This window comes from Tsukamurella tyrosinosolvens (genome assembly GCF_900104775.1).
Classification (GTDB): domain Bacteria; phylum Actinomycetota; class Actinomycetes; order Mycobacteriales; family Mycobacteriaceae; genus Tsukamurella; species Tsukamurella tyrosinosolvens.
Genome location: NZ_FNSA01000003.1, coordinates 418,504 through 445,093, shown reverse-complemented (window position 1 = coordinate 445,093; position 26,590 = coordinate 418,504). Strand labels below are relative to the sequence as shown.

General features: G+C 71.3%; 25 protein-coding genes and 1 tRNA gene. 13 read left to right on the top strand and 13 right to left on the bottom strand.

Annotated features, from left to right (window positions below; all coding sequences use genetic code 11):
- The first annotated feature begins 131 nt into the window (after positions 1-131).
- From BLW32_RS03465 to BLW32_RS03455, 3 genes are read left to right on the top strand one after another with little or no spacing between them, the layout of a single operon-like run.
- The gene (locus tag BLW32_RS03465; protein WP_068740675.1) at positions 132-1,640 is read left to right on the top strand and encodes a flavin-containing monooxygenase; all 1,509 of its coding nucleotides are present in this window, start codon (positions 132-134) and stop codon (positions 1,638-1,640) included.
- 49 nt (positions 1,641-1,689) lie between these two features.
- A complete protein-coding gene (locus BLW32_RS03460) occupies positions 1,690-2,358 on the top strand; it encodes a TetR/AcrR family transcriptional regulator (protein ID WP_068523544.1) in 669 nt (222 codons plus the stop codon).
- 5 nt (positions 2,359-2,363) lie between these two features.
- Positions 2,364-3,401, top strand: a complete 1,038-nt coding sequence (locus tag BLW32_RS03455; RefSeq protein WP_068740674.1) for a DUF6670 family protein — start codon at positions 2,364-2,366, stop codon at positions 3,399-3,401.
- Between the two features lie 4 nt (positions 3,402-3,405).
- Here the strand turns inward: BLW32_RS03455 and BLW32_RS03450 are convergent, their stop codons facing one another.
- A complete protein-coding gene (locus tag BLW32_RS03450; RefSeq protein ID WP_068740673.1) occupies positions 3,406-3,762 on the bottom strand; it encodes a hypothetical protein in 357 nt (118 codons plus the stop codon).
- Positions 3,763-3,818: 56 nt separating this feature from the next.
- Positions 3,819-4,394 carry a SanA/YdcF family protein gene (locus BLW32_RS03445; protein WP_082791268.1) on the bottom strand — a complete coding sequence of 192 codons (576 nt, stop codon included), beginning with the start codon at positions 4,392-4,394 and terminating at the stop codon, positions 3,819-3,821.
- A gap of 193 nt (positions 4,395-4,587) precedes the next feature.
- On the opposite strand from BLW32_RS03445, the gene BLW32_RS03440 reads away from it, so the two are divergent.
- Positions 4,588-7,995, top strand: a complete 3,408-nt coding sequence (locus tag BLW32_RS03440; RefSeq protein ID WP_074850899.1) for a (Fe-S)-binding protein — start codon at positions 4,588-4,590, stop codon at positions 7,993-7,995.
- A gap of 46 nt (positions 7,996-8,041) precedes the next feature.
- Complete coding sequence (locus BLW32_RS03435) at positions 8,042-8,713, top strand: hypothetical protein (protein WP_281191562.1); 672 nt, start codon at positions 8,042-8,044, stop codon at positions 8,711-8,713.
- A 72-nt stretch (positions 8,714-8,785) separates the two neighbouring features.
- Here BLW32_RS03435 and BLW32_RS03430 read toward each other — a convergent pair whose 3' ends face one another.
- A complete protein-coding gene (locus tag BLW32_RS03430; RefSeq protein WP_068740670.1) occupies positions 8,786-9,367 on the bottom strand; it encodes a TetR/AcrR family transcriptional regulator in 582 nt (193 codons plus the stop codon).
- A 100-nt stretch (positions 9,368-9,467) separates the two neighbouring features.
- Here BLW32_RS03430 and BLW32_RS03425 point away from each other — a divergent pair, with 100 nt between their 5' ends.
- Genes BLW32_RS03425 through BLW32_RS03415 form a run of 3 tightly spaced genes read left to right on the top strand, consistent with a single transcriptional unit; the run spans position 9,468 to position 13,613 of the window.
- A complete protein-coding gene (locus tag BLW32_RS03425; protein ID WP_068740669.1) occupies positions 9,468-10,499 on the top strand; it encodes an ABC transporter permease in 1,032 nt (343 codons plus the stop codon).
- 3 nt (positions 10,500-10,502) lie between these two features.
- On the top strand, positions 10,503-11,759 hold the full coding sequence (locus BLW32_RS03420; RefSeq protein WP_068523538.1) for a pyridoxal phosphate-dependent aminotransferase: 1,257 nt from the start codon (positions 10,503-10,505) through the stop codon (positions 11,757-11,759).
- A 9-nt stretch (positions 11,760-11,768) separates the two neighbouring features.
- On the top strand, positions 11,769-13,613 hold the full coding sequence (locus tag BLW32_RS03415) for a YibE/F family protein (protein WP_068627079.1): 1,845 nt from the start codon (positions 11,769-11,771) through the stop codon (positions 13,611-13,613).
- Positions 13,614-13,691: 78 nt separating this feature from the next.
- Here BLW32_RS03415 and dcd read toward each other — a convergent pair whose 3' ends face one another.
- Positions 13,692-14,258 (bottom strand): dCTP deaminase, encoded by a 567-nt coding sequence (gene dcd, locus BLW32_RS03410; protein WP_068524682.1) that lies wholly within the window; start codon positions 14,256-14,258, stop codon positions 13,692-13,694.
- An 80-nt stretch (positions 14,259-14,338) separates the two neighbouring features.
- Between dcd and BLW32_RS03405 the strand changes: the two genes are divergently transcribed.
- Entirely contained in the window at positions 14,339-14,923 is a 585-nt protein-coding gene (locus BLW32_RS03405; protein WP_068740668.1) for a hypothetical protein, read from the top strand.
- A 75-nt stretch (positions 14,924-14,998) separates the two neighbouring features.
- Positions 14,999-15,072 (top strand) — tRNA-Gly (locus tag BLW32_RS03400).
- 68 nt (positions 15,073-15,140) lie between these two features.
- Here BLW32_RS03400 and BLW32_RS03395 read toward each other — a convergent pair.
- Positions 15,141-15,971, bottom strand: coding sequence for a hypothetical protein (locus BLW32_RS03395; protein ID WP_068740667.1), 831 nt, complete (start codon positions 15,969-15,971; stop codon positions 15,141-15,143).
- 50 nt (positions 15,972-16,021) lie between these two features.
- Complete coding sequence (locus BLW32_RS03390; RefSeq protein WP_068523535.1) at positions 16,022-16,393, bottom strand: PLD nuclease N-terminal domain-containing protein; 372 nt, start codon at positions 16,391-16,393, stop codon at positions 16,022-16,024.
- Between the two features lie 77 nt (positions 16,394-16,470).
- Between BLW32_RS03390 and BLW32_RS03385 the strand changes: the two genes are divergently transcribed.
- Complete coding sequence (locus tag BLW32_RS03385) at positions 16,471-16,794, top strand: hypothetical protein (protein WP_068740666.1); 324 nt, start codon at positions 16,471-16,473, stop codon at positions 16,792-16,794.
- Complete coding sequence (locus tag BLW32_RS03380) at positions 16,791-17,570, top strand: S-methyl-5'-thioadenosine phosphorylase (RefSeq protein ID WP_068740665.1); 780 nt, start codon at positions 16,791-16,793, stop codon at positions 17,568-17,570. Before BLW32_RS03385 ends, BLW32_RS03380 begins: the two co-directional genes overlap by 4 nt.
- A 71-nt stretch (positions 17,571-17,641) precedes the next feature.
- On the opposite strand, the gene BLW32_RS03375 is transcribed toward BLW32_RS03380, so the two are convergent.
- Complete coding sequence (locus BLW32_RS03375) at positions 17,642-18,133, bottom strand: SRPBCC family protein (protein ID WP_068523532.1); 492 nt, start codon at positions 18,131-18,133, stop codon at positions 17,642-17,644.
- 25 nt (positions 18,134-18,158) lie between these two features.
- Complete coding sequence (locus BLW32_RS03370) at positions 18,159-19,544, bottom strand: aspartate aminotransferase family protein (RefSeq protein ID WP_068740664.1); 1,386 nt, start codon at positions 19,542-19,544, stop codon at positions 18,159-18,161.
- Positions 19,545-19,716: 172 nt separating this feature from the next.
- Here BLW32_RS03370 and glsA point away from each other — a divergent pair, with 172 nt between their 5' ends.
- The gene (gene glsA, locus BLW32_RS03365; protein ID WP_068740663.1) at positions 19,717-20,985 is read left to right on the top strand and encodes a glutaminase A; all 1,269 of its coding nucleotides are present in this window, start codon (positions 19,717-19,719) and stop codon (positions 20,983-20,985) included.
- A gap of 13 nt (positions 20,986-20,998) precedes the next feature.
- On the opposite strand, the gene BLW32_RS03360 is transcribed toward glsA, so the two are convergent.
- From BLW32_RS03360 to BLW32_RS03340, 5 genes are all read right to left on the bottom strand, one after another.
- Entirely contained in the window at positions 20,999-22,546 is a 1,548-nt protein-coding gene (locus BLW32_RS03360; RefSeq protein WP_068741201.1) for a molybdopterin-dependent oxidoreductase, read from the bottom strand.
- Between the two features lie 132 nt (positions 22,547-22,678).
- Positions 22,679-24,322 carry a long-chain fatty acid--CoA ligase gene (locus BLW32_RS03355; RefSeq protein ID WP_231857315.1) on the bottom strand — a complete coding sequence of 548 codons (1,644 nt, stop codon included), beginning with the start codon at positions 24,320-24,322 and terminating at the stop codon, positions 22,679-22,681.
- A gap of 44 nt (positions 24,323-24,366) precedes the next feature.
- Entirely contained in the window at positions 24,367-25,137 is a 771-nt protein-coding gene (locus BLW32_RS03350; RefSeq protein ID WP_068523529.1) for an SDR family oxidoreductase, read from the bottom strand.
- A 105-nt stretch (positions 25,138-25,242) separates the two neighbouring features.
- Positions 25,243-25,620 (bottom strand): VOC family protein, encoded by a 378-nt coding sequence (locus tag BLW32_RS03345; protein ID WP_068740662.1) that lies wholly within the window; start codon positions 25,618-25,620, stop codon positions 25,243-25,245.
- Between the two features lie 73 nt (positions 25,621-25,693).
- Entirely contained in the window at positions 25,694-26,533 is an 840-nt protein-coding gene (locus tag BLW32_RS03340) for a helix-turn-helix domain-containing protein (RefSeq protein ID WP_068740661.1), read from the bottom strand.
- Positions 26,534-26,590 lie beyond the last annotated feature (57 nt).

The window sequence follows — 26,590 nt, the reverse complement described above, 5'->3', positions numbered from 1 at the left end:
GTTCCCCCTTGGCTAACGTTGTTAGCTTCGACGGTAGGCGAACGGTGTTAGCCGCGCAACGCGGGCAATTGACCCCCGGGTCAATCCGTGTTTATATGACTCGACAGTCATATTGATGAAGGGACGGGGACATGGCCTCTGTCATCGTGGTCGGCGCCGGCTTCTCGGGCATCGCGGCCGCCATCGAGTTGCTCCGCGGCGGGCACGACGTGATCGTGCTGGAACGCGGACTCGACGTGGGCGGTGTGTGGCGGGAGAACGACTACCCCGGCGCGGCCTGCGACGTCCCGTCCGCGTACTACTCCCTGTCCTACTCCCCGAACCCGCGATGGAGCCGGCGGTACGCCCCGCAGCGGGAGATCCTGGACTACCTCCGGGACAACGCCGACAAATACGGCCTGTACGAACGGATCCGGTTCGGCGTCACGGTCCGCGAGGCGCGCTTCGACGACGCCACGCACCGCTGGACGGTGCGCTTCGACGACGGGGACGACCAGGACGTCGTCGCCGAGCTCGACGCCGACTTCCTGGTGCCCGCTGTCGGCCAGCTGTCCACTCCCGTCCTCGCGGACCTGCCCGGCCACGACGGATTCACCGGCGCCGCTTTCCATTCCGCGCAATGGGACACGTCGGTCGATGTCAGGGACAAGAAGGTCGCGGTGATCGGCACCGGCGCCAGCAGCATCCAGATCGTCCCCCGGATCGCGGAGGTCGCGCGGTCCGTCACCGTCTATCAGCGGTCCGCCCCGCACATCCTGCCGCGCCCCGACTCCCGACTCACCCGCGCGCACGCGATGCTCGCCCGCCGCGTCCCCCTCACCCTTCGCGCGCAGCGCCTGCTGTGGCTGGGCGTGACCGAGGGGTTCACGGCGGCACTGCATTACGCGCCGCCGGTGGCCCGCGTCCTCGAACTCGCGTGCCTCGCCTTCATGCGGGCGCAGGCCCGCGACGGCGAGCTGTACCGCGCCATCGCGCCCGACTACCCGCTCGGATGCAAGCGAGCCCTGTTCTCCAACACCTACATCCCGGCGCTGCGGCGGCCGAACGTCGAGCTCGTGACCGAGCGCGTCGCTCAGGTCGGGGCCACCGGGATCACCACCGCCGACGGCGTGCAGCGGGAGACCGACGTCATCGTCCACGGCACGGGTTTCGCCGCCGGCACCTTCCTGGACCACGTGTCGATCCGCGGCACGGGCGGCACCGAGCTCGGCGCCGCGTGGGCCGACGGTCCGCGCGCCCACCTGGGCATCACCGTCCCCGGCTTCCCCAACATGTTCCTCATGTACGGGCCGAACACGAACCTCGGATCGGGCTCGATCGTCGCGATGCTCGAGTGCCAGGCGCACTACATCCGTGAGGCTCTCGCCGCGATTCCCGACGGTGCCGCCGCCGACGTCCTCCCCGAGGTCGAGGCGGCCTACGACGACGCCCTGCAGCGCCGGCTCGCGAGCAGCGTGTGGTCCCGGTGCGACAGCTGGTACGTCACCGAATCGGGTCGCGTCGTGTCGAACTGGCCGGGCACGGTGCGCGAGTACCGTCGGCGGACCGACCGGTTCGACGCGTCCGAATACACCCTCCGCCCCGCAGCGTGGGACGCCGGCCAGGACGCCCGGCGCGACGACGCGACGACGCGAGCTTGACCGCCCGGTGAGCAGTCTCGAAGATGAACGGCGTGAACGGGGTAGCGCGGTGACGCAGGAGGCGACGCGCCCGCGCACCGGCACCCGCGGGGTGCCGCGCGAGGTGCGGGCGGCCGAGATCGTCGAGGCCGCGGCCGCCGAGTTCGGCGCCCGCGGTTACGCCGCGGCGCAGGTCACCGCCGTCGCCGAGCGCGCGGGCGTCTCGAAAGCCTTGGTGTTGGCCTACTTCGGCTCCAAGGAGAAGCTGTACATCGCGTGCGTCCAGAAGGCCGGACCGCTCGTCTTCGACGCGGTGCGCGACGCCTTCGCGCTGCCCGACCCCGATCCGCTGCCCGGTTCGCTGTTCAGCCGCGCCGCGGTGCGGGTGCTCACCAGCATCGTGACGTCGCTGGAGGGCCGCACCGGGTACTGGGCGCTGCTCTACGACCGATCCGTGCCCGAGGGCGACGGCCGGACCGTCGCCCGCGGGCAGCGGCACCGGCTGCGCGAGCAGTCCTCCTCCGCCGTCTCCGGCGTGGTGCGCGCCGCCGGGCTCACCGATCCCCGCGACCAGGCGGCCGCCGTGATCGTCTGGGAGTCGATGATCTCCGGCGTGATGCAGTGGTGGCGCCTCAACCCCGACATGTCGGCCGCGGAGATCGCTGCGAGCTCGACCCGCATCCTCGCGGCCTGGTCAGTCCCGGCCCCGTCCCCCTCTCGCGAAACGGAGACCCCGTGAGCCACATGATTTCCAGCCTGCTGTCCCGCGCCGTCGTCGACGGTGCACTGCCCCTCCTGGACCGCCGGATCGACGCGTCACGCCGGCCCTTCGACCAGCCGGAGATGCTGCGGCCGCACGCCACCTCGAAGGTCTGGTCCACCACGCACTACGGCGTCTTCGTCCCCGACCTGCCGGAGCCCTACCGGTACGTGAACACGATGACGCTGATCGGCGCGTCGGGCGCGGAGCTGTTCGATCAGGACCACCTGTCCGCCGCGGATGCGCGGAACACCACGACGGTGCTCTCCTCCACCGCGTACGCGGACCAGCACTTCTACCGCGCCTACGATGCGTCGACCGAATGCCGTTTCGCCGCCGACGGTTCCGAGCTGCGCTGGGGAGACGAGCTCGCGATCGACGTGGATCTGCCGCGCGTCACGGTGCGCGGCCGCTACCCGGGCTTCGACGTGGACCTCGAACTCGAGGTCAGCGACCAGGTCTCGTACTTCGTCAAGACGCCGATCTACGACCACCTGAGCCTGACCGCGCCGTACACCGGCACCGTCGACGGTGATCGGGTCGAGGGCGTCGGCACCTTCGAATACGCGCGCATCCGCAGCCATCAGGGACTGTCCCGCAAGGTGATTCCGGCGGCACTCAAGCTGCCCATCGACTTCTTCACGTATCAGATCATCGACATCGACCCCAGCACGCAGATCCTGCTCACCGACGTCCGCGCGCGAGGCCGCATCGCCTGCCGGCTCGCCCACGTGCGGCGCCTCGGCGAGCCCGCGGAGGTCTACGAGGACGTCCGGATGGACGTCGTCGAGACGCGCGAGGTCGTCGACGACCAGGGGCGCACGATGACGGTGCCGGTCCTCGTGAAATGGACGGTCCGCGACGGCGACGACGAGATCCTGACCATCGACGGCTCCGTCGACAGTGAGCTGCGGTACGGACACGGCCGCGGCTACGTGGGCGCGTACACCTACATCGGGACGTACCGCTCCACGCCCGTCGCCGGCAGCGCCTACCTGGAGTGGGTCGACACCCAGCCGTGAGCGCTCAGCGGCCGCCCGGGAAGCGCCCCGCCGGGGGAATGCCCTCGCACACCCCTGTGGCCAGCAGTGGAAGTGCGACGGTACCGACGACGAAGATCACGAGCGCCACGTAGCCTCCGGCTCGGACCGCGCGCCGGCGACCGCGAAGAAGGGCCCCGGCCGTCGCCATCAGGATGACGCTCGCGGCGACCCAGAGAACGCCGAGGGCGTTCATCCCGACGCGTTCGGCCACCCCGTAGGCCATGCCGCAGACCCGTCGCCCCACCAGTTGCGCGACCTGCCACGCGCAGACCGCGGCGACGGCACCGACGACGGGCAACGCCACGTAGGCGATCTCCCCCGGAAGTCGGCGTCCGCGCACACCGGCCGGGCGGACGATCGAGCGACCGGGCGATGCAACACCCGAATCCTCGCGCATCAGCGATCGCGGGCGATGTCGAGGGCGGCCTTGGGTCGCGACAGGAGGTACTCGCGGGCGAGGTTGCGGACCCACGCGCGACGGGTGCACCCGCAGGGAGCGCGGACGGCGTCCGCATCGAGGCCGAGGTGCCGGGCGAGGGCGGCGGCCCGTCGGGCATGGAAGAACTGGGAGACGAGCAGCACACGCCCCACCCCGAACTCATCGCGCGCGCGGAGGCACGCGAGGTACGTGTCGAGCCCGGCACCGTCGGTCAGCAGGGCCGAATCCGGTACGCCGCGGGCGCGCAGCCACCCCGTCATCACGGCGATCTCGTCGCCGGAGGTGCCGCCGGCGTTGCCGGAGACCAGGATCTTCTCGACCTTCCCCAGCCGCAGGAGCTGCAGCGACGCCTCCAACCGACCCTCGACGAAGGACCCCGGCCGGCCACCCCGCACCGACGCGCCGAAGGCGATCGCGACAGGGGCGGGCGGCGCCGTCTCGGGCGCGTACAACGGCCCCGCGCCCGTGACGCCGGTCACCACGGAGCGCAGCCGCCCGGGCGGGCGGACGCTCGACGACGCAACGGAACTCATGAGCACATCTTACTGAGCAGGTAGTTAGGTGAACCTTCGCGCGAAGGCCTGCAGGTCCGCGATCTACCGTTAGGCCAGACGCAGTGGTTTCGCCCTGATATTACCGACGAGTAACATCAGGCGTAAGCCCAGCCCGCGAGGCAGAAAGGTGCACGACGTGGACCAGACGTATTTGGCCGCCGCCGAGTCCGACATCACCCCGCTGAACATCACCCTCGGCACGATCGGCGCAGTCGCGTTCGTCGTCGCATGGGCGATCTTCTTCCGCGGCGCATTCCGCATGGTGCGGATCATCGCCCAGGGCCAGTCCGCGAAGGACCGCTGGCTGCCCTTCATCCCCCGCGCGGCCGAGGTCGTGGTCGAGTTCCTCGCCCACACCAAGATGATCAAGAACCGCACGGTGGGCATCGCCCACTGGTTCGTCATGGTCGGCTTCCTCGCCGGCATGATCCTGTGGTTCGAGGCGCTGCCGCAGAGCTTCGACCCGTCGTTCCACTGGCCCGTGATCGGCTCCTGGCCGTTCTACCACCTGCTGGACGAGCTGCTCGGCATCGCGACCTTCCTCGGCATCCTCGTGCTCATCGTCGTGCGCCAGGTCAAGCACCCGCGCAACCCCGCCCTGTTCTCGCGCTTCTCGGGCAGCAAGTTCCTGCCGGCCTACACGATCGAGGCCATCGTCCTCTTCGAGGGCCTCGGCATGATCATGGTCAAGGCCGGCAAGATCGCCATGACCGGCGAGTCGAGCCCCGTCACCGACTTCTTCACCCGCCACGTCGCGACGCTGCTCCCCGCGAGCCCGACGATGGTCACGATCTTCGCCTTCATCAAGCTGATGTCGGGCGTCATGTTCCTCATCCTGGTGGGTAGCAACCTCACCTGGGGCGTCGCGTGGCACCGCTTCTCGGCCTTCTTCAACATCTACTTCAAGCGCGAGCTGGGCAGCCGCCGCGCGCTGGGCGCCGCCAAGCCGATGGTCTCCAACGGCAAGGTCCTGACCATGGAGAACACCGATCCCGACGTCGACAACCTCGGCGCCGGCAAGATCGAGGACTTCTCCTGGAAGGGCTGGCTGGACTTCACGACCTGCACCGAGTGCGGTCGCTGCCAGAGCCAGTGCCCCGCGTGGAACACCGGCAAGCCGCTGAGTCCGAAGCTGCTCATCATGGGCCTGCGCGACCACGGCTACGCCAAGGCCCCGTACCTGCTGGCCGGCGGCCGCACGGACCCGTCGGGCGAGCAGACCGGCCTGGTCGACGCCGAGGGCAACCCCGACGAGGCCGAGCTGGAGAAGATCCCCGCCGAGGCCCGCGCCGAGGCCGAGCGCGCCCTCGTCGGGCCCGCGGGCGAGGACGGTGCCCTGGGCGGCGTCATCGATCCCGAGGTCCTCTGGTCCTGCACCACCTGTGGTGCGTGCGTCGAGCAGTGCCCCGTCGACATCGAGCACGTCGACCACATCGTCGACATGCGCCGCTACCAGGTGCTCATCGAGTCGGAGTTCCCGCACGAGCTGGCCGGCCTGTTCAAGAACCTCGAGAACAAGGGCAACCCCTGGGGCCAGAACGCGAGCCAGCGCACCGCCTGGATCGACGAGATGGACATCGACATCCCGGTCTACGGCCAGGACGTCGAGTCGTTCGACGGCTTCGAGTACCTCTTCTGGGTGGGCTGCGCCGGCGCCTTCGAGGACCGCGCCAAGAAGACCACCAAGGCCGTCGCCGAGCTCCTCGACGTGGCCGCCGTGAACTTCCTGGTCCTGGGCCAGGGCGAGACCTGTACCGGTGACTCCGCCCGCCGCGCGGGCAACGAGTTCCTGTTCCAGATGCTCGCGCAGCAGAACATCGAGCAGCTCGACGAGGTCTTCGACGGCGTGCCCGCGAAGCAGCGCAAGATCGTCGTGACCTGCGCCCACTGCTTCAACGCGCTCGGCAACGAGTACCCGCAGGTCGGCGGCGACTACGAGGTCGTGCACCACACGCAGCTGCTCAACAAGCTGGTCCGCGAGAAGCGCCTCGTGCCCGTCGCGCCCCCGTCGGAGGACGTGACCTACCACGATCCCTGCTACCTCGGCCGCCACAACCAGGTGTACGAGGCCCCGCGTGAGCTGATCGGCGCCTCGGGCGCCACGCTCAAGGAGATGCCGCGGCACCTCGAGCGGTCCATGTGCTGCGGCGCCGGCGGCGCGCGCATGTGGATGGAGGAGCAGCTCGGCAAGCGCATCAACATCGACCGCGTGGACGAGGCCCTGAACACCCTCTCGTCGTCGCCCGAGGCCACCCCGAAGAAGATCGCCACCGGCTGCCCGTTCTGCCGCGTGATGCTCTCCGACGGCGTGACCGCGCAGACCGCCGACGACGAGGCCGCCGCGCCCGAGGTCGTCGACGTCGCCCAGATGCTCCTCGAGTCCGTCAAGCGCGGCCTCCCCGAGGGCATCGTCGTCGGCAACCCGAACCGCAAGGTGTCCGACGGTGCCACCGCGCTCGCCGAGGCACCTGCCGCGGCGGCTCCCTCGGCTGCTCCGGCGGCCGCCGCGACCGCGACCGCCCCGGCGGAGCCCGCGGAGAAGAAGGACGCGAAGCCGACGGTGGGCCTCGGCCTGGCCGGCGGCGGCAAGCGCCCCGGCGGGCCGAAGAAGCCCGGCGGAGCGAAGCCCGCAGCCGCTCCCGCTGCCGAAGCCGCTCCCGCTGCCGAGGCTCCGGCAGCCCCCGCCGCACCCGCGAAGCCCGCGGTCGGCCTGGGCCTGGCCGGCGGCGCCAAGCGCCCCGGCGCGAAGAAGCCCGGTGGGGCGGCTCCGGCCGCACCTGCTCCCGCTGCCGAGGCCGCTCCCGCGGCGGAGGCTCCGGCGGCTCCCGCGGCGCCGGCGAAGCCCGCGGTCGGTCTGGGCCTGGCCGGCGGAGCGAAGCGCCCGGGCGCGAAGAAGCCCGGCGCACCCAAGCCCGCGGCCGCTCCCGCCGCTGAGGCCCCCGCAGCCGAAGCACCCGCCGCCCCGGCGGAGGCACCGGCCGCCGCGTCCGCACCGGCCGAGGACCGCACCCTGAGCACCGCGGGCGAGTCCAAGGCCGCCGGCTTCGGCATCGCCGCGGGAGCCAAGCGCCCCGGTGCGAAGAAGCCCGGCGCGCCCAAGCCCGCAGCGGCCGCAGCTCCTGCTGCCGAGGCCCCTGCCGCCCCGGCGGCCGAGGCCCCCGCGGCTCCCGAGGCCCCCGCGGCTCCCGAGGCGCCCGCCGCGCCCGCGGCTCCGGCCGCACCCGCGGCCCCCGCCGAGGACCGGACGCTGACCACCGCGGGCGAGTCCAAGGCCGCCGGCTTCGGCATCGCCGCGGGCGCCAAGCGCCCCGGTGCGAAGAAGCCCGGCGCGCCGAAGGCCGCCGCCCCGGCCGCACCCGCGGCTCCGGCGGAGACCGCGGCCGCTCCCGCCCCGGCTTCCGAGGCCCCCGCGGCCGAGGAGGCTCCCGCGGAGAGTGCGCCGTCGGCGCCGGAAACCGCAGCTCCTGCGGCTACGGCACCGTCGGCCGGCAGCGACCGGACGGTGACCACCGAGGGTGAGTCGAAGGCCAAGGGCTTCGGGATCGCGGCGGGCGCGAAGCGCCCCGGCGGCCGGAAGTGATCGGTTCACGACGAATCCCTATCGCCCATAGGGCAGGATGGTCCGCGTGCCTGAGTACGTGAGTTACGAGGAGTTCGGGCGGCGGTTCTTCGAGATCGCCGTGAACGAGGAGCGTGTGGGCTCCGCGTTCGCCGACATCGCCGGCGGTGATTTCACCGTGGGCCCGATCCCGTCGGGCCCCGGTGGGATGGCCAAGGTGTGGGCGCAGGTCGAGATCGACGAGCCGCAGCTCACCCGGCAGGTGGGCGAGCTCATCACCTTCACGGTGAAGATCCCGCTGCGCATCGGCCTGCTGATCGACCTCAAGGTGGACCGGATCCGCTACGACGTGGCCGGCCTCATCACGCTGCCGCTCACGGTGCGCGCCGCGGCGCCGCTGGAGCTGCGCATCGAGGTGGATCCGCCGCGGCCGAAGGACGTGTGGGTCGACGTGGAGTCGCGCACGATCCGCGGGTCGATCGTCCGCGTCGTCGCCAGCGTCGACTCGGAGATCCGGCGGTTCATCGCGCAGTACGTCGCCGAGGAGATCGACAAGCCGGAGATCAAGAAGGCGCGGATCATCAACGTCTCCGAGGAGTTGGGGCGCGCTTTCCACAACCTCGGAGACGAGGACGACCCGCAGGTCGCCACCCCCGCGGCACCGGCCGCGCCCTCCGCCCCGGCGGCCGAGGCCATCGAACCCACCGAGATCCTGCCCGCACCGGGCGATCGGCTCTAGAAACCGCTCGATGTCCGGCGCACGACGACGTATGTCGATCGTCGGCCGGAGAACCGCCGGTGTCGGGACGCGTCAGCCGGCGTCGCCGTCGACGATGCGTTGGATCGCGGCGCCGTACGTCGCCACTAGCTCCTCGGACGACGGCTCGACGAACAGCGGCGCACCGATCAGGTAGCGCATGAAGGCCAGCCCGAACATCGCGCTGGCGACCACGCGCGCCGTCTCGATGGTGATCCCCGAGTGCTTCGTCAGCGTCGGGATCATCACCGACGACAGGAACTCGCCGAACGTCTTGGACGCCCCCTCGTCCGCGTCGACCGCGGCGCGGAGCAGCGCCCGGAAGGCCTCCGAGGTCTCCGGTCCCTCCCAGACGGCGAGCGCGGCCCGGACCAGCCGCTCCCCCACGCCCTCGCGCGGACCGTCGAGCGCGGCGGTGAAGATCTCCTCCGGGTCGACGGGCATGCTCATCACGCCCCGGAACAGACCCTTCTTGTTGCCGTAGTAGTACGACACCAGCGCCACGTCGACGCCAGCGCGCGCCGCGATGGCGCGGATCGTGGCGCGGTCGTAGCCCACCTCGGCGAAGAGCTCGCGCGCCGCCTCGAGGATGTCCGCCTTCGCGGTGCTGGTGCCCGCTCGCCTGCCCGTCGTCATGCGCCGATCCTAACAGGATTTCAACGCCTGTTGACTTCTCTCGCGGTCCGGTCGTACCCTCGGATTCATCACACGTTGAATTACCTGGAGGTGCTCCACCATGAGCAAGTCCCACGCTCAGCTCGCGGCGGTCTTCGCCGGGCTGGCGATCGCCATCCCGCTGATCGTCCTGCTGTTCACCGGCCCCGCCTCGCACGGCAAGCCGCACGACCTGCCGATCGGCGTCGTCGGGCCGGCGGCCGCCGCGCAACAGGTCGAGCAGCGGCTCGACGCGCAGCAGCCCGGCGGCTTCGCAGTGCACGCCTACGAGTCCGAGGCCGCGCTGGTCCAGGCCGCGAAGGACCGCGAGGTCTACGGCGGCATCGTCCCCGCGAACCCGGCCACCCCCGGCGCGCAGACCAGGGCCGTCGTCGCCAGCGGCGCCTCGCCCGCCGTCGCGCCCATGATCACGCAGATGGCGACCGCGCTGGCGCAGGGCCAGAAGGTGCAGACCGTCGAGGTCGCGCCGCTCTCGGCCGACGACCCGCGCGGCGCCGGCTTCGGCTCCATCGTGATGCCCGTCTTCCTCTCCGGCATGGTGCTGGCGCTGGCCACGGTGATGATCGGCGGCCACCCGAAGATCGTCGCCGTGGCCCTGCCCATCGGCGCCGCGATCATCGGCGCCGCCGCGGTCGGCGCGGCCATGTGGATCGGCGTGCTGCCCGGCGGCTTCTGGGGCCAGTGGCTCGCGATGAGCGCGGGGATGCTCGCCATCGGCGCGACGGTGGCCGGACTGGTGCAACTGGCGGGCACGAAGGGCATCGGCCCCGCGGCGCTGCTGTTCATGCTGGTCGGGATGCCGCTCGCCGGGATCGCGATGCCGCCCGAGTTCCTGCCGCACGTGTGGGCGGTGCTCGGCCAGAGCCTGCCGATCGGCGCCACGGGCACGGCCCTGCGCAGCGCGGCCTTCTTCGCCGACGGTTCCCTCATCGGCGCCGGCGCCGGTGCGACCTTCGCGGTCCTCGGCGCGTGGATCGTCGTGGGCTACGCCCTGCTCGTGATCGGCGCGGCCAAGCACCGGGCGCAGGGTGGCGCACCGTCGGACAACGGCGAGGTGGAGGAAAAGGATTTGCTGCAGCCTGCGACGATATAGCCCATGAGCCGACCGCATGTGCCCCACATCCGCACCGAACTCAAGCCGCTCGAGCAGTCCGCCAAGCTGCAGAACGTGCTGTACGAGATCCGTGGACCCGTGGTGGCACAGGCGGCTCGGCTCGAGGCGCAGGGGCACCGCATCCTCAAGCTCAACATCGGCAACCCGGCGACGTTCGGCTTCGAGGCGCCGGACTCCATCGTCCGCGACATGATCCACGCGCTGCCCACCTCGCAGGGCTACAGCGAGTCGCAGGGCATCGCCTCCGCGCGACGGGCCGTGGTGACCCGCTACGAGGAGGTCCAGGACTTCCCGTACTTCGACATCGGCGACGTCTACCTCGGTAACGGCGTCTCCGAGCTCATCACCATGACGCTGCAGGCGCTGCTGAACAACGGCGACGAGGTGCTCATCCCCGCGCCCGACTACCCGCTGTGGACCGCCATGACGTCGCTCTCCGGCGGGACGCCCGTGCACTACCTGTGCGACGAGGACAACGGCTGGAACCCGTCCGTCGAGGACATCGAGGCGAAGATCACACCGCGCACCAAGGCGATCGTCGTGATCAACCCGAACAACCCGACGGGCGCCGTCTACTCCCGCGAGACGCTGCAGCAGATCGTCGAGGTGGCGCGCAAGCACTCGCTGCTGGTGCTGGCCGACGAGATCTACGACCGGATCCTCTACGACGACGCGCAGCACATCTCGATCGCCGAGCTCGCGCCCGATCTCCTGGTGTGCACGTTCAACGGCCTGTCCAAGGCCTACCGCGTGTGCGGGTACCGCGCCGGCTGGATGGTGCTCACGGGCCCCAAGGACCACGCCTCCGGCTTCATCGAGGGACTGACCCTGCTGGCGTCGACGCGCCTGTGCCCCAACGTCCCCGCGCAGCACGCGATCCAGGTGGCGCTCGGCGGCTACCAGTCGATCAACGACCTCATCCTGCCCGGCGGGCGGCTCCTGGAGCAGCGCGACGTGGCCTTCGAGAAGCTCAACGCCATCGACGGGGTGAGCTGCGTCAAGCCGAAGGGTGCGCTGTACGCCTTCCCCAAGCTGGATCCCAACGTGCACGAGATCCGCGACGACGAGCAGATGGTGCTGGACCTGCTCAACGAGGAGAAGATCCTCCTGGTGCAGGGCACCGGCTTCAACTGGCCCACGCCCGACCATCTGCGCGTGGTGACCCTCCCCTGGGCGCGCGACCTCGCGGAGGCCCTCGATCGTTTCGGCAACTTCCTGAGTTCCTACAAGCAGAAGTAGGGTGTCGGCGTGACAGCCGACCACGACCACGACGTGCACGACGACCCCGCAGCGCACGTGCACAGCCACTCGCTCACCAACATCTCCCTCGGGAGATGGGCGTCGCGGGTCGTGGTCGGCCTGCTCGCCGTGATCGGCGTCCTCGTCGTGGCGGGCGTGATCCTGCTCTGGCCGTCCCAGATCCGCGTCAGCGTGCCCTCGGGGCCGCAGACGCCGACGCTGGCCAAGGGCGAGGTCTCCGAACAGATGGTCGGCGACTGCGACTTCTCCCCGTCGGGGAACGGCCAGCTCAGCGACACCGAGCCGCATCCGGTCCTCAACCCCGACGGTGGCTGCCTCAACAGTTCCGTCAAGATCACCAGCGGCCAGGACGCCGGCAAGTGGACGATGTTCTCCATCGGCACGCAGCGGATGAACGTCTCCGCCGTGCCGGGGAAGGCCTCGCCGGACGCGGCACCGTCGGGCATCGACCTGTCCCGTCCCGCCACCCCCGGCACCGGCCAGCCCGACCTCGCGCCCGGCACGAAGATCATGATGAGCTGGAACGGCGGGGGCGTGGCCGGCTCGCCGTCGAACTACGCCTTCTACGACTACGCGCGCGGCGTCTCGCTGTGGGTGTGGGGGCTGGTGTTCGCGGCCGTCGTGATCGCGGTCGCGCAGTGGCGCGGCCTGCGGGCGCTGCTCGGCCTCGCGCTCTCGGGCGTGGTGATCGTCTTCTTCGCGCTGCCGTCGATCCTCGACGGACATTCGGCCGTGTGGGTGGCGCTGGTGGCGTCGGCGGTGATCCTCTACCTGGTGCTGTACCTGGCGCACGGCGTCTCGCTGCGCACGTCGGCGGCGCTCTTGGGCACGCTCTGTTCGCTCGCGGTGTGCGGTGTGCTGGCCTGGCTCGCGACGGCCACCACCCAGGTCACGGGCCTGAGCAGCGAGGACACCACCAACCTGCAGGCGTACGCCGCGACGGTCTCGACCTCGGGCGTGCTGCTCGCGGGCTTCGTCATCGGCGCGCTGGGCGTGCTCAACGACGTGACGATCACGCAGTCGTCGGCGACGTTCGAGCTCGCGAAGCTCTCCCCCAAGTCCTCGCGGCGGCGCACGTTCCTCTCCGCGATGCGCGTGGGCCGCGACCACATCGCGTCGACGGTGTACACCCTGGTGTTCGCCTACGTCGGTACGGCGCTGCCGCTGCTGCTGCTCTTCTCCATCGCGGGCCGGCCGCTGGGGCAGGTGCTCACGTCGGACTCGGTGGCGATCGAGCTGGTCCGCGCCTTCGTCGGCGGCATCGGCCTCGCCCTGTCCGTGCCGCTCACCACCGCCATCGCCACGCTGCTCGCCAAGCCGAAGCGCGTCGCCGTGAGCGCCGAGGCCGCGAAGCGCTACGCCGACAGCCACCCCGACGCCGATCCGTCGGAGATCCGGGTGCGGGAGCGTCGCGCGGCGGCCAGGGCGGCGGCGCCCTCGTCGTCGTCCGACGGTGCCGCGGCCGGGGCCCCGGCGCGCCGGGCCGCCGCCGAACGTCCCGTCGAGGGCTCGGACGCTGCGAGCCCTGCACGGCGGCCCACGGCCGCCGCGGAGCCGCAGCCCGAGACCGGGCAGATGCCGGTCGCGCCGCCGACGGGGCAGTTCCCCGTCGCGCCGCGCCCCGCGGCACCCCGCCCCGAGGCCCGAACTGAGGCACGTCCCACGTCGCAGCCGCTCACGCCGCCCCCGGCCCCGTCCCCGCGGCCGGGCCGGCGACGCCTGCCGGACGAGCCGATCCCCGCGCCCCCGCGGCCCCAGCCGCGGCCGCCGGTGCTGCCGGATCCGCCCGTGCAGGACCCGCCGTCGCGTCGGGGCCGGCACTCCGCCGACTGAGACGAGAATGTCCGGTCATCGGTACTCACGATCGTGAGAACCGATGACCGGACATTCGGCGGCGAGTCCGCCGGGCGCTCAGCTCTGGAAGTTGAGGTACGCCTTCGAGGGCGTCGGGCCGCGCTGGCCCTGGTACTTCGACCCCACCGACGAGCTGCCGTAGGGGTTCTCCGCGGGGCTGGTGAGCCGGAACAGGCAGAGCTGGCCGATCTTCATGCCCGGCCACAGCGTGATCGGCAGGTTCGCGACGTTCGACAGCTCCAGCGTGATGTGGCCGGAGAAGCCGGGGTCGATGAAGCCGGCGGTCGAGTGCGTGAGCAGGCCGAGGCGCCCCAGGGAGGACTTGCCCTCGAGGCGTCCGGCGAGGTCGTCGGGCAGGCTGCACACCTCGAGGGTGGAGCCGAGCACGAATTCACCGGGGTGCAGCACGAAGGGCTCGCCCTCCGCCGGCTCGACCAGCGAGGTCAGCTCGTCCTGCCGCTGCTTGGGGTCGATGTGGGTGTAGCGGGTGTTGTTGAACACCCGGAACAGGCCGTCGAGCCGCACGTCCACGCTGGACGGCTGCACCATCTGCGGGTCGAAGGGATCGATCCCCAGGCGGCCGGATTCCACATGGGCGCGAATGTCGCGATCGGAGAGCAGCACGGGTTCAGCGTAGGGCAGGCCGCGCGGGGCGCGAGCGTTGCCACGGGTAACGATCGCGGGCCGCGCGCCGACCACAGGGCATGAAGCCCGCACGGATCGTGCTCCCCGCCCTCCTGGCCGTCGCCCTCTCCGCCTGCGGTTCCGGGTCCGACGGTCCGCCGACCGGCACCGTTCCGCCGCCGGTCACCGCCTCGGACCCGACGACCTCCGTGCCGGTCACAGCCTCGGACACCGTCGCTCCCCCGAGTTCGGCTGCCCCGCAGCCCGCGGCGCTGGCCGACCCGCCCGACCAGTACCGACCGCCCACCGGCCGCGGCGTCTACTTCTTCACCCCGAGCCGCAACATCGCGTGCGGGCTCGACTCCGGGACGGTGGGCTGCCAGGTCTTCAAGACCAGTGTGATCCCGCCCGGCGCCGACTGCGATCACGGCACGATGCCGCGCGACGAGATGTCGAAGGGGTACTACTCCGACGACGGCGGCGCGTTCACCCCGTCGTGCTTCAACCAGGGCCTCTTCTTCATGGTCATCGAGCAGAAGACGCTGCAGTACGGGCACAGCGTGACCGCGGGCGGCATGACCTGCCTCTCCGAGGCCAAGGGCGTGACGTGCCGCCGCGGCGAACGCGGATTCTTCGTCTCCGCGCAGAGTTTTCAGCAGTGGTGACGGCCCGTCGCGCCCGACGGGGCCCGTGCTACTGTTGCCGGTACGTGCGACGCCGTCGATGATGGTGCCGCAGCTGCCGATGTAGTTCAATGGTAGAACTCCTGCTTCCCAAGCAGGTAGCGCGGGTTCGATTCCCGTCATCGGCTCCACGCTTCGTCCCCGGCCCGCCGATGCAGGTTCCGCCGCGCGGCACCGAGGCCTTTCCCACCACGCATCCCTACGTCGTCACGGACGTCCCGCATCGCGCGACCTGATCGGCGTAGAACTGGGCGTTGGTGACGATGAGGAACGGCAGGACGCAGACCTGCCCGATCACCCAGCCGACGGTGGAGAGCAGCAGGCTCGCGACGGTCTGGGAGGCGATGTCCTCACCCGGACCGCTGACACCGGCGGCGAGCGAGAACGGCAGGCTCACGACGGTCGAGACGACACTCAGCAGCAGGTAGGTGCAGGCCACCCGACCGAGCAGGCGCCAGTACCCGCGCCGCTGCAGGGCGACGGCGCGCCACAGCGCATCGACGGGGCGCAGCTTCTCGAGGACGAGCATCGGGCCGGCGATCACCAGCGTCGGCAGCACGGCGAGCACGGCGACGGCGGCGACGGCGAACAGCGCCGTCGTGGTCAGGCGCGCGGACTCCGGCCCGGCGCGCACCGCGAGGGCGATCGCGAGCGCCGCCGCGCCGACGATCGGCGCCAGGACCACCACCACGTCGAGGACACCGAGCCCCAGGGCGGCAGCAAGGCGGGGCCGCGCCTGTCGCCACGCGAGGCGGAGCGGGGTCCGCTCGCCTGCGAGGTGCCGGATCGCGACGATGGAGCCGATCGCCGTCACCGCGATGCTGGCCAGCATCCAGACGATCATCACGAGGAACGTGCCCGCCGGGTACAGCCCGAGCGCCACGGCGACCTGGAGGCTGTCCCGGTCGGCGGTGGGCGTCCACCGCGGGTCGCCGATGAGCGGCAGCCGGGCGAGCACGCCGAGGACCGCGATCGTGCAGAGGACGACGGCCGAGACCCCCAGCGTGGAGCCGGGGTTCGCGCGGAGCACCGCGAGGGAGGAACGGTAGATGCTGCCCAGTCCGCGCGGCGGGGCGGCGTTCAGTCCTTGTCCTCAGGGGCGTCGGGGTGATTCCGGGCGTCCATCTCCTTGGCCTTGCGGCGCTGCTGCTCCGCGCGCTCGCGGCACTGCCGCAGGAACTCGTCGTCGTCGTCCGGGTACTGGGCGATGTGCCGGCCCGGGCGTTCGTACTCGGGGAAGCCCGTGGTGCGCGACGGTGCGCCGCCGCCCGCGACGGCCCCGACGGGCCGGCCCAGCAGGAACCAGATGAGCGAGCCCGCGAGCGGGATGAGGATGACGATGATGAGCCAGCCGCCCTTGGGCAGGTGGCGCACCCGGTACTCGTCCGAGACGATGACGTCGATGAGCGCGGCCACCCACAGCAGCATCACGATCGCGCCGAAGTACGGCATCTTGAACCCCCACCCCTAGTAAAACGGATAGCCGATGCTACCGCGAACCCCATTCCGAATCGACCTATTGTGGCAGCGTGAGTGATCTCAGCTGGCCGGCGACCCGTGTCCTCAGCATCGGGAAGCGCTCCGGCGCCGTCCCCGGGCACCTCGAACTGACCGACACGCACGTGCGATTCCGCCCGGCGGGCATCGCGGCGAAGGTGGGCGGAACGCCCTTCTCGGTCCAGCTCAAGCACGTCGCGGCGGCCGGGATCGTCGAGGAGACGGTCGGCCTGTTCAAGCGCACCCGGCAGCGGCTGTGCATCACGCTCGGCGACGGCTCCGAGCAGTACTTCGAGGTCGGCCGGCCCGATGAGGTCGCCGAGGCCGTCCGCGTCCGGCTCGGGAACGTCGCGTGATCGGCGTGATCGGCGGGACCGGGCTGTACCGGTTCCTGCCGGGCGGGAGCGAGCAGCGCACCGTCGACACCCCGTACGGGCGGCCGAGCGCCCCGATCACGGTCGGCGAGGTCGCCGGCCGCGAGGTGGCCTTCCTCCCCCGGCACGGCCTGGGCCACGAGTTCTCGCCGCACACCGTGCCCTACCGGGCGAACCTGTGGGCGCTGCGCAGCCTCGGGGTGCGCAAGCTGCTCGCGCCGTGCGCCGTCGGGAGCCTCGACGGTGCCGCCGGCCCGGGAACGATCGCGATCCCGGAGCAGCTCGTCGACCGGACCTTCTCCCGTCCGTCCACGTACTTCGACGGTGGCGGCGTGCACGTGAGCTTCGCCGATCCGTACTGCCCGACGCTGCGGGCTACGGCCGCACCGCACGCGGACCGGGCCGATTCGACGATGGTCGTCATCGAGGGGCCCCGGTTCTCGACCCGCGCCGAGAGCCGCTGGTTCGCGGCGCAGGGCTGGGACCTGGTGAACATGACCGGCCTGCCCGAGGCGGCGCTGGCCCGCGAACTCAAGCTCTGTTACGCCTCGATCGCGCTCGTCACCGACCTGGACGCGGGCATCGAGTCGGGCGAGGGCGTGCGCACCGAGGACGTGCTCGCCGAGTTCCGCGCGAACCTGCCGCGACTGACCGACGTGCTGACGAAGACCATCGCCGCCACTGATCCCGCCGCGCCGTGCGACTGCGCCGCGGGCGATCACGACCTTCCCGCGGGCCTGGACCCGATCCGCGTCTGAGGCTCAGCCGTCCGCGGAAAGCAGAATCCGCACGACCTGATTCGGTCGTGCGGATTCTGTCGTGCGTGCGGTTACGCCGAGCCGAGGTAGCGCTCCGTGTCGCGCTGCAGCCACTTGACGATCAGCCCCACCGGCAGGCCGCTGAGGCCGATCACGCGGTCGCCGCCGATCGGCTCGATGAGCAGCGTCCAGGTGAACACGGAGCCGCCGTCGGGGTGCGCCTCCACGCGGTACTTCTCCGCGAGCCGCGCCAGCCCGGGGGCGGTGGCGGACTGCACGTAGAAGGCCTTCTCGCACAGCGTCTCCGACTCCTCCCAGGAGTAGAAGAGCTCGTCGGCGCTGACGCCGGGGCCGAGGTGCACCCGGCGGGTGGAGCCGGCGGCGAAGGGCCGCGGGCTGGTCCACTCGATCTTCCGGATCCCCTTGCACCAGTGCAGGGGACGGTCCGAGGTCAGCTCACCCCACACCCAGGAGACGGGGCGCGCGGAGCGCACCGAGAACTCGTACACGCCGGGACGCCCGGCCTGCAGTTCGGCGGGGAGAACGGGCTTGAGAGCGGGCATGTCGGGCTCCTGGCTACTTCGGGGGTCAGACGGTGTGCGCGTCCGCGACGTTGAGCGCCTCGTCGATGATGGCGAGTCCCTCGCGGGCCTCCTCGGCGGAGATGTTGCACGGCGGGACGACGTGGATGCGGTTGTAGTTGGCGAACGGCAGCAGGCCGCCCTTCTTCAGCGCGGCGACGGTCTCGTTCATCGCCGGGCTGCTGCCGCCGTAGGGCGCCAGCGGCTCGCGGGTCTCCTTGTCGCGGACGAGTTCGATCGCGAAGAAGACGCCCTCGCCGCGCACGTCGCCGACGGACGGGTGCGCGGCCTTGAAGCCCTCGAGGGCGGGCCGGATGATGTCGTTGCCGATCGTCGCGGCGTTCTCGACCATGCCCTCGTCGGCCATGGCGTTGATCGTGGCAACCGCGGAGGCGGTGGCCAGCGGGTGGCCCGAGTAGGTGAGGCCGCCGGGGTAGGGCTTGTCGGCGAAGGTGGCGGCGATCTCGGCGCCGATGGCGACGCCGCCGAGGGGAACGTAGCCGCTGTTCACGCCCTTGGCGAAGGTCAGCAGGTCGGGCACGACGGGGCCGGCGGCGGTGGCGCCGTGCTCGATGGCGAACCACTTGCCGGTGCGGCCGAAGCCGGCCATGACCTCGTCGGCGATCATGACGATCCCGTACTTCGTGCACAGCTCGCGGACGCCGGCCAGGTAGCCGGGCGGCGGCACCATGATGCCGGGCGTGCCGGGGATCGACTCGAGGATGATCGCGGCGATGGTGTTCGGGCCCTCGAGCACGATGGTGCGCTCCAGGTGCTCGAGCGCGCGCTGGCTCTCCTGCTCCTCGGTCTCCGCGTAGAAGGAGCTGCGGTAGAGGAAGGGACCGTCGAAGTGGGCGACGGACTCGCCGCCGAAGTCGCTCGCGAACCGGCGGGTGTCGCCGGTGACGTTGATCGCCAGCTCGGTGCCGCCGTGGTAGCTGCGGTAGCGGCTGAGCACCTTGCGGCGGCCGGTGTGGACGCGCGCCATGCGGATGGCGTGCTCCACGGCATCGGCGCCGCCGTTGGTGAAGAAGACCTTGTCCAGGTCGCCCGGGGTGCGCTCGGCGATGAGCCGCGCGGCCTCGCTGCGGGATTCGTTGACGTGCTGGGGCGCGATGGTGCAGATCTTCGCGGCCTGCTCCGCGATGGCCGCGACGACCTTCGGGTGCTGGTGGCCGATGTTGGTGTTGACCATCTGCGAGCTGAAGTCGAGGAGCTTGCGCCCCTCGCCGTCCCACACGTACGAGCCCTCGGAGGCGAGGATCGTCATGGGGGTGATCTGCGCCTGCGCCGACCACGAGTGGAAGACATGGGCGCGGTCGAGCTCGTAGGCGCGGGCTCCTGCGGCGACGGCGTCGTCGAGGGTCCGGCCGTCGGGCAGCGTGTTCGTCATAGCTGTTACTCCAAGAAATGTCTGCGGCAATGCCGACTGGCGATATCCGCGGGTATGCGCTGCTCACCTGGTCACGTCACGGTGACTGCAACGATACTCGCCGCGTCGCGCCCCCTCGCGTCGGCTTCGGACGGCCCCGGCACGACCGGCCACCGTCGGATAGCTTTGCAGTATGAGCCAGACGAGCACGGACCGACAGCCCGGCGGACTCACCGGGTTCACCGACAACCCCGTCAACGCGGCGATGGCCCGCGTGCTCGACGACGTGCGCCGCGAGGAGCACCCGGGCGCCGTCGCCGACTACATCCCGCAGCTGGCGACGGCCGATCCGGAGGCCTTCGGCGTGGCCTCGGTGTCGGTGCACGGCCACAGTTACGGCGCCGGCGACTACCGCGTTCCCTTCACCATCCAGTCGATGAGCAAGCCCTTCGTGTACGCGCTGGCCCTGGAGGCGTTGGGGACCGAGGCGGTGCTGGAGCGGATCGGCGTCGAGCCGAGCGGCGAGGCGTTCAACGGCATCAGCTTCGACCCCTCGGGCCGGCCGGAGAACCCGCTCATCAACGCGGGGGCGATCGTCTCGACGTCGCTGATCCCGGGCGCGGACGGTGCCGAGCGGTTCGCCGCGATCCGGGAGGGACTGTCGCGCTTCGCCGGCCGCGAGCTGGAGCTGGACGAGGCCGTCTACCGGTCGGAGTCGGAGACCGGCTTCCGCAACCTCGCCCTCGCCGCGCTCGCCCGCTCGACCGACGCGCTGCGCGTCCCCATCGAGGACGCCCTCGATCCGTACTTCCGGCAGTGCTCGCTGCTGGTGGACGCGCACGACGTCGCGGTGATGGGCGGCACCCTCGCCAACGGCGGCGTCAACCCCGTCACCGGCGAGCGGGTGGTGAGCGCGGCGGTCGCGCAGCACACGCTCTCGGTGATGACGGGGTGCGGCATGTACGACCGGTCCGGCGCGTGGATGGTCTCCGTGGGGATTCCCGCCAAGTCGGGCGTGGGCGGCGGCATCGTCGCCGCGACGCCGGGCGAGTACGGCATCTGCGTGTTCAGCCCGCCGCTCGACGAGGCCGGCAACTCCAGCCGCGGTGTCGCGGTGCTGCAGCGGATGAGCAGCGAGTTCGGCCTGCACCTGCTGAACCGGTCGATCACCCCGGTGAGCGCCGTCGCCTCCGTGACCACGGACCCGTCGACCGGCAGGACGGTGCTGCGGCTGCGCGGCGAGGTCGACTTCGTCGCCGTGGAGGAGGTCGTGCACGAGGCCCTGAGCCTGGGCCGCGCGCAGAGCGGCAGCACCATCGTCCTCGACCTCACCGACGTCACCCGCATCTCGACGGTGGCGGCCTACCTGCTGACCCAGCTGGCCTCCGACGTGGGCTACGGCGTGCGCGTGGTGATGGAGGACCCGTCCAGCTTGTGTGCGGTGAAGCCCCTGGGGGACTGAGGATTCCGCGTCGTCACCGCGCGGTGACGACGACGCGGTGCCAGCCGGTGGCACCGTCGGGGGCGGGCGGCGCCGTCGCGTCGGTCTGGACCGTCCCGTGCGCGTCGGTGGCGCGCACCTCGAGGGTGTGCTCGCCGCGATCGAGCGGGAGGGAGACGCTCCACTGCCGCCAGGTGTCGGGGCCGACGGTGTCGGCGAGGCGGGCCGGCACCCACGGGCCGGAGTCGGCCCGGACCTCGACGCCGCCGATGCCGGTGTGCTGCGCCCAGGCGACCCCGGCCACCGTCACCGCCCCGGCGGGGACGGAGCCGCGCGGGACGTCGATGCGCGACTGGACCTTGATCGGGCCGAGCGCCGACCAGCCCCGCGGCGTCCAGTAGCCCTGATCCTCCGCGAAGGTCGTGACCTTGAGCGAGGTCACCCACTTGGTCGCCGAGACGTACCCGTACAGCCCCGGAACGACGAGCCGGGCGGGGAAGCCGTGGATCACGGGCAGCGGCTGCCCGTTCATGCCGATCGCGAGCAGCGACGCGCGGGCGGGATCGCGCAGCACGTCCAGGGGCGTGCCCGCGGTGAAGCCGTCGGAGCTGCGCGAGAGCACCATGTCGGCGCCGGGTTGCGGCCGCGCCCGCTCCAGCAACGCCCGGATCGGGTAGCCGAGCCAGAGCGCGTTGCCGATGAGGTCGCCGCCGACCTCGTTGCTGACGCAGGCGAGCGTGGCGTGATGCTCCTCCAGCGGCAGCGCGAGTAGCTCGTCCCAGCTGAGGGTGAAGGGCGCGTCGACCATGCCGTGCACCTGCAGGGACCAGTCCGCCGGGTCGAGCTGCGGCACGCGGAGGGCGGTGTCGATGCGGTAGAAGTCCGCCGTCGGCGTGACGTAGGGGGTGAGCCCGGCGATGGGCGGGTCCGCCGGGGCCGGTGGCGCGACGGTCCGCGGTACGGGCAGGCGGAGCGTCTCCCGCGCCGCCTTCACCGCCGTCGCGCCCGCCGAGAGCAGGCGGGCCCCGGCGAGGGCCAGCACCGTCGTCCCGGCGGCTGCGCCCGCGACGAGGAGGAAGCCGCGCCGGTCCATCCCGGCGGCCTCCTCCCGGGCCCCGAGGGCGGGACGGAGGCTGCGGATCGCCAGGCGCAGGACGAGGATCGCCGCGGCGACGCCGACGAGACTCGGGACCGCCCACATCGCCGTGGCGTCCGGGCGCAGGAGCGCGATCAGCGCGCCGACGATCCCGACGAGGCCGAGCAGCGCAGCGCCCCAGGGCGGACGGCGCAGTTCGAGCAGGCCCGCGGCTGCGGCACCCAGGGCGAGGACGACGCCCATCGAGCCGAGGAGGACCGCCTTGTCGGCGGTGCCGAAGGACTCGACTGCGAAGTCCTTGAGCCACGGCGGCGCGGCGTCGATGACCGCCGCCCCGCCCGCGAACAGCGTGCTGGCTCCCGGCGCGACGACGGCTGCGACGAGCTCCGCCACGGCCAACCCGGCGGCGCCGGCGAGGACGCCCGCCAGCGCGGCGGCCCATCCCGGCGGGCGGCGCTCAGCAGGGCTCGCGGTCTCCTCGGTCATGGATCCAGCGTGGCACGCGGCGGCGACGCAGGCGAGGGTCGTCCGCATACCTCACGGAATCGTAAGAATCGCGGCAAAAGACAAGGGCCGCCGCAGCCTTCCGGCTGCGACGGCCCCGTCGTCGATCGGTGATCAGCCGCGGGAATCCACGACGGTGTAGGTCCCGTCGGCGTACTCGGCGCGGATGAGCTTCTTGTCGAACTTGCCGACCGAGGTCTTGGGGACCTCGGCGACGAACGCCCAGCGCTCGGGGATCTGCCACTTGGGCAGCAGGTCCGTGAGGAAGGCCCGCTGCTTCTCGGCGTCCGCGTCGGCGGCATCCTTGACCACGGCGAGCACGAAGGGGCGCTCATCCCACTTCTCGTCGGGCACGCCGACGACGGCGGCCTCGGCGATGGTGGGGTTGCTCATGACCGTGTTCTCGAGCTCGACGGAGCTGATCCACTCGCCGCCGGTCTTGATCATGTCCTTGGTGCGGTCGCGGATGGTCATGAAGCCGTCCGGGCTGATCGACGCGACGTCGCCGGTGCGGAGCCAGCCGTCGTGGAACTTCGACTCGTCGGAGACGTTGCCCTCGGGCGAGTAGTACGCGCCGGTGATCCAGGGGCCGCGCACTTCGAGCTCGCCGGCGGCCTCGCCGTCCCAGGGCTGCTCGTTGCCCTCGTCGTCGATGAGGCGGGCCTGCACCGACGCGGGGAAGCGGCCCTGCGTGACGCGGTAGGCGAACTCCTCAGTCTCGTCCTCGATGCCGAAGGGCGGGCGCGAGACCGAGCCGAGCGGCGAGGTCTCCGTCATGCCCCAGGCGTGGACGATCCGGGTGCCGAGCTTGTCGAAGGCGCGGATCATCGACGGGGGCACGGCGGCGCCGCCGACGACGACCTCGCGCAGGTGCGAGATGTCCTGCGGCTTCACGGCGAGCTGCGCGGCGACGCCGGCCCAGATGGTGGGCACGGCGGCGGCGAAGGTGGCCTTCGTGGCGTCGAGGATCTGCAGCAGGGGCTCCGGCTGCAGGAAGCGGTCGGGCATGATCAGCGTGATGCCGCCCATCATCGCCGCGAAGGGCAGGCCCCACGACATGACGTGGAACATCGGCACGATCGCGAGCACCGAATCGGCGTTGCCGAGCGCCATGCCCGAGGACGAGTTCACCTGCATCGAGTGCAGCCAGATGCTGCGGTGGCTGTAGACGACGCCCTTGGGGTCGCCGGTGGTGCCGGAGGTGTAGCACATGACGGCCGGGTCGCGCTCCGAGATCTCGGGCCACGCGAACGTGGTCGGCTCGCCCGCGATGAGCTCGTCGAAGGAGTGCACCGTGATGCCCTCGGGCGCCTCGAGCGCCTCCTTCGGACCGTTCGCGACGATGACGTGCTGCACGTTCGGGGTCGCGGCCAGGTACTTGCCGAGCAGCGGTGCGACCGAGGCGTCGACGAGGATCACCTTGTCGTCGGCCTGGTTGATGATGAACACGGCCTGCTCGGGAGACAGGCGCAGGTTCAGCGTGTGGAGCACGGCGCCCATCGCGGGCACGCCGGCGTAGGCCACCTGGTGCTCGTTGTTGTTCCACATGAACGTCGCCACGCGGTCGCCCCGCTGCACGCCCAGCTTGGTCAGGGCGTGGGCCAGCTGCGCGGCCTTGTCGCCGACCTCGGCGAAGGACAGATCGCGCAGGCCCTCACCGGTCCACGTGGTGATCTTGGCCTCGGGGAAGACGCGGCGGCTGTACTCGACGAGACGGGCGATCGTCAGCTCGCCGTCCTGCATCGTGGTCTGAATCACGGTGGTGGAGACTCCTTCTCGGATGGGAAATGCGGCGGCAGTGGCTACTGGCTGGTGATCTGGTTGATCAGGCGCACGACCGACCTCGGGGCGAATTTACTCGAATTGGACAACAGCGTGGTGAGGGTTCCGACGGAATAGTGGATCCGGGGCAGGAAGGGCACCCGGATCCCGGGGTGCACCGAGCTCCACACCTGCTCCGCGACCTCCTCCGGCGTGATGTTCACGCCCAGGGTCCGCGTGCTCTTGGCGTCGGTCTCGGCGAGGGCCGTCTTCGCCCACAGCGGCCAGATCGCGACGACGCGCACGCCGTGCTTCTCCCACTCCAGCTCCAGCGCCTCGGTGAAGCCGGAGACGTAGAACTTGGCGGCACTGTAGGTCGCGATGCCGGGCTGGCCGTAGATGGCCGAGGCCGAACTGATGTTCACCAGGTGCGCGTCCGGCTGCCCCTTGAGATAGGGCAGCGCCGCCTTCGCGCCATAGGTCACGCCGAGGGCGTCGATGTCGATCTGCAGCTTGATCTGCTGCGGCGTGATCTCCTCGAGGTCGCCGCCGAAGAGCACGCCCGCGTTGTTGTCGAGCACCGTCAGGCCGCCGCCGGTGTGCTGCGTGAAATCGGCGAGCGCAGCCTCCCACTGGTCGTAGTCGGTCACGTCGAGCGTGCCCGTGACGATCGCCGGATGCTCGGCCTTCAACTCCTCCAGCGCGGCGGCGTTGACGTCGTAGACGCCCACCGTCCACCCCTCGGACAGGAAGCGCAGGGCAGTGGCCCGGCCGATGCCCGAGGCACCGCCGGAGATGAAGATCGATGGCATGGCGTCCAACCTACCCGCTGGTCAGGCCGGGGTAAAGACCCTACTGAGGGTCACTCAATTAGGTTCGAGCAGTACCCTGGACGGCCGCTTGGAGTTCCGCCCGGTTCAGCTCTCCGCGTCGCCGGGAACGACCTCCTCCGCGAACGTGATCGTGTTCCCGGCGGGATCGACGGCGTCCGCGGTCCTGACGACTCCGTAGTCGTTGACCTCGCCCCACGGCGTGCCCGCGGCCAGGCACCGCGCGCGCTGCGCTTCGAGGTCGGCGACGCCGATCACCACGGTCGTCCGACCCGAGGCCTCCGGCTCGGCCGTGACCTGGATCCACGCGTTCTCCGCGACCCGCCACTCGGCGACACCCTCCACGGGCTCGACGTCCGGCCGCCGCCCGATCCAGGTCGCGTACCACGTGAGAGCCCCGTCGAAGTCGGTGACGGGGAGGACCGCGATCACGCTGGTCAGTCCGGAGCCATCGGTCGGTGTCATGGTGCTTTCCCTTCGCCGTCGCACTGACGTCGACCGTACGAGGCGCTTGCGCGGTCGTCTTGGAGAAAAGGGCTCAGGCGACGATGCCCTCGGATCCCGGGCGGCGGGCGGTGGCGCGGAACCGGCCCGGGGGCATCCCGGCGAATGCGCGAAACTCGGCGCTCATGTGGGCCTGGTCGAAGTAGCCGTGCGCGGCCGCCACTTGCGGCAGGGGCACCGCCGAGCGAGCGAGGAGATCGGCGGTGCGCCGGAACCGGACGATCCGGGCGAAAGTCTTCGGTCCGACGCCGACGTTCTCGACGAACCGCCGCCGGAAGGACTTCGGCGATGCGCCGACCAGGTCTGCGACCGCGAGCGCGCCCTGCCGACGTTCGATCTCGGACACGGCGCGGGTGACGGCCGTCTCGGTTCCGATCCCCGCCGTCATGCGGGCGGAGACCCAGCGCGCCAGGAGCCGGAGCCGATCCGCGTGCGATCCCGTTTCGTGGAGTCGTTCCCCGATCCGCGCGCCTTCCGCGCCGATCAGCTCGTCCAGACGGACGGCGGTCCCGGTGAGCTCGTTCAACGGGACACCGAACAGAGCGGCTGCGCCCGCCGGGCGCAGCCGCACACCGACCATCGACGTGGTCTCCGCCGGGGTCTCGATCACGAGCGGCTTCAGCAGCAACCCGGCCATGCAGGCCTGCGGGCAGTGCTCCGCCGGCTGGCCGTCGACGATGCGGAAGCCGGTGGACGATCCGTCCAACTGGATCAGCAGGTCGAGGGTCCCCGTCGGATAGAACTGTTCCCGCCCGGCGATCGCACCGTCGAACGACCACACCGACTCGATCATCGATCCGTGCGTGCGCGGGCGCAGCTCGAGGTGCGTCCACGCCCCCAGCTCCGAGTCGTTGCGCAACACCCGAACGGACATGTCACCACGATAAGACCGAAGAACCCCGGCACGACCCGTTCCGGCCGACGTCCCGCA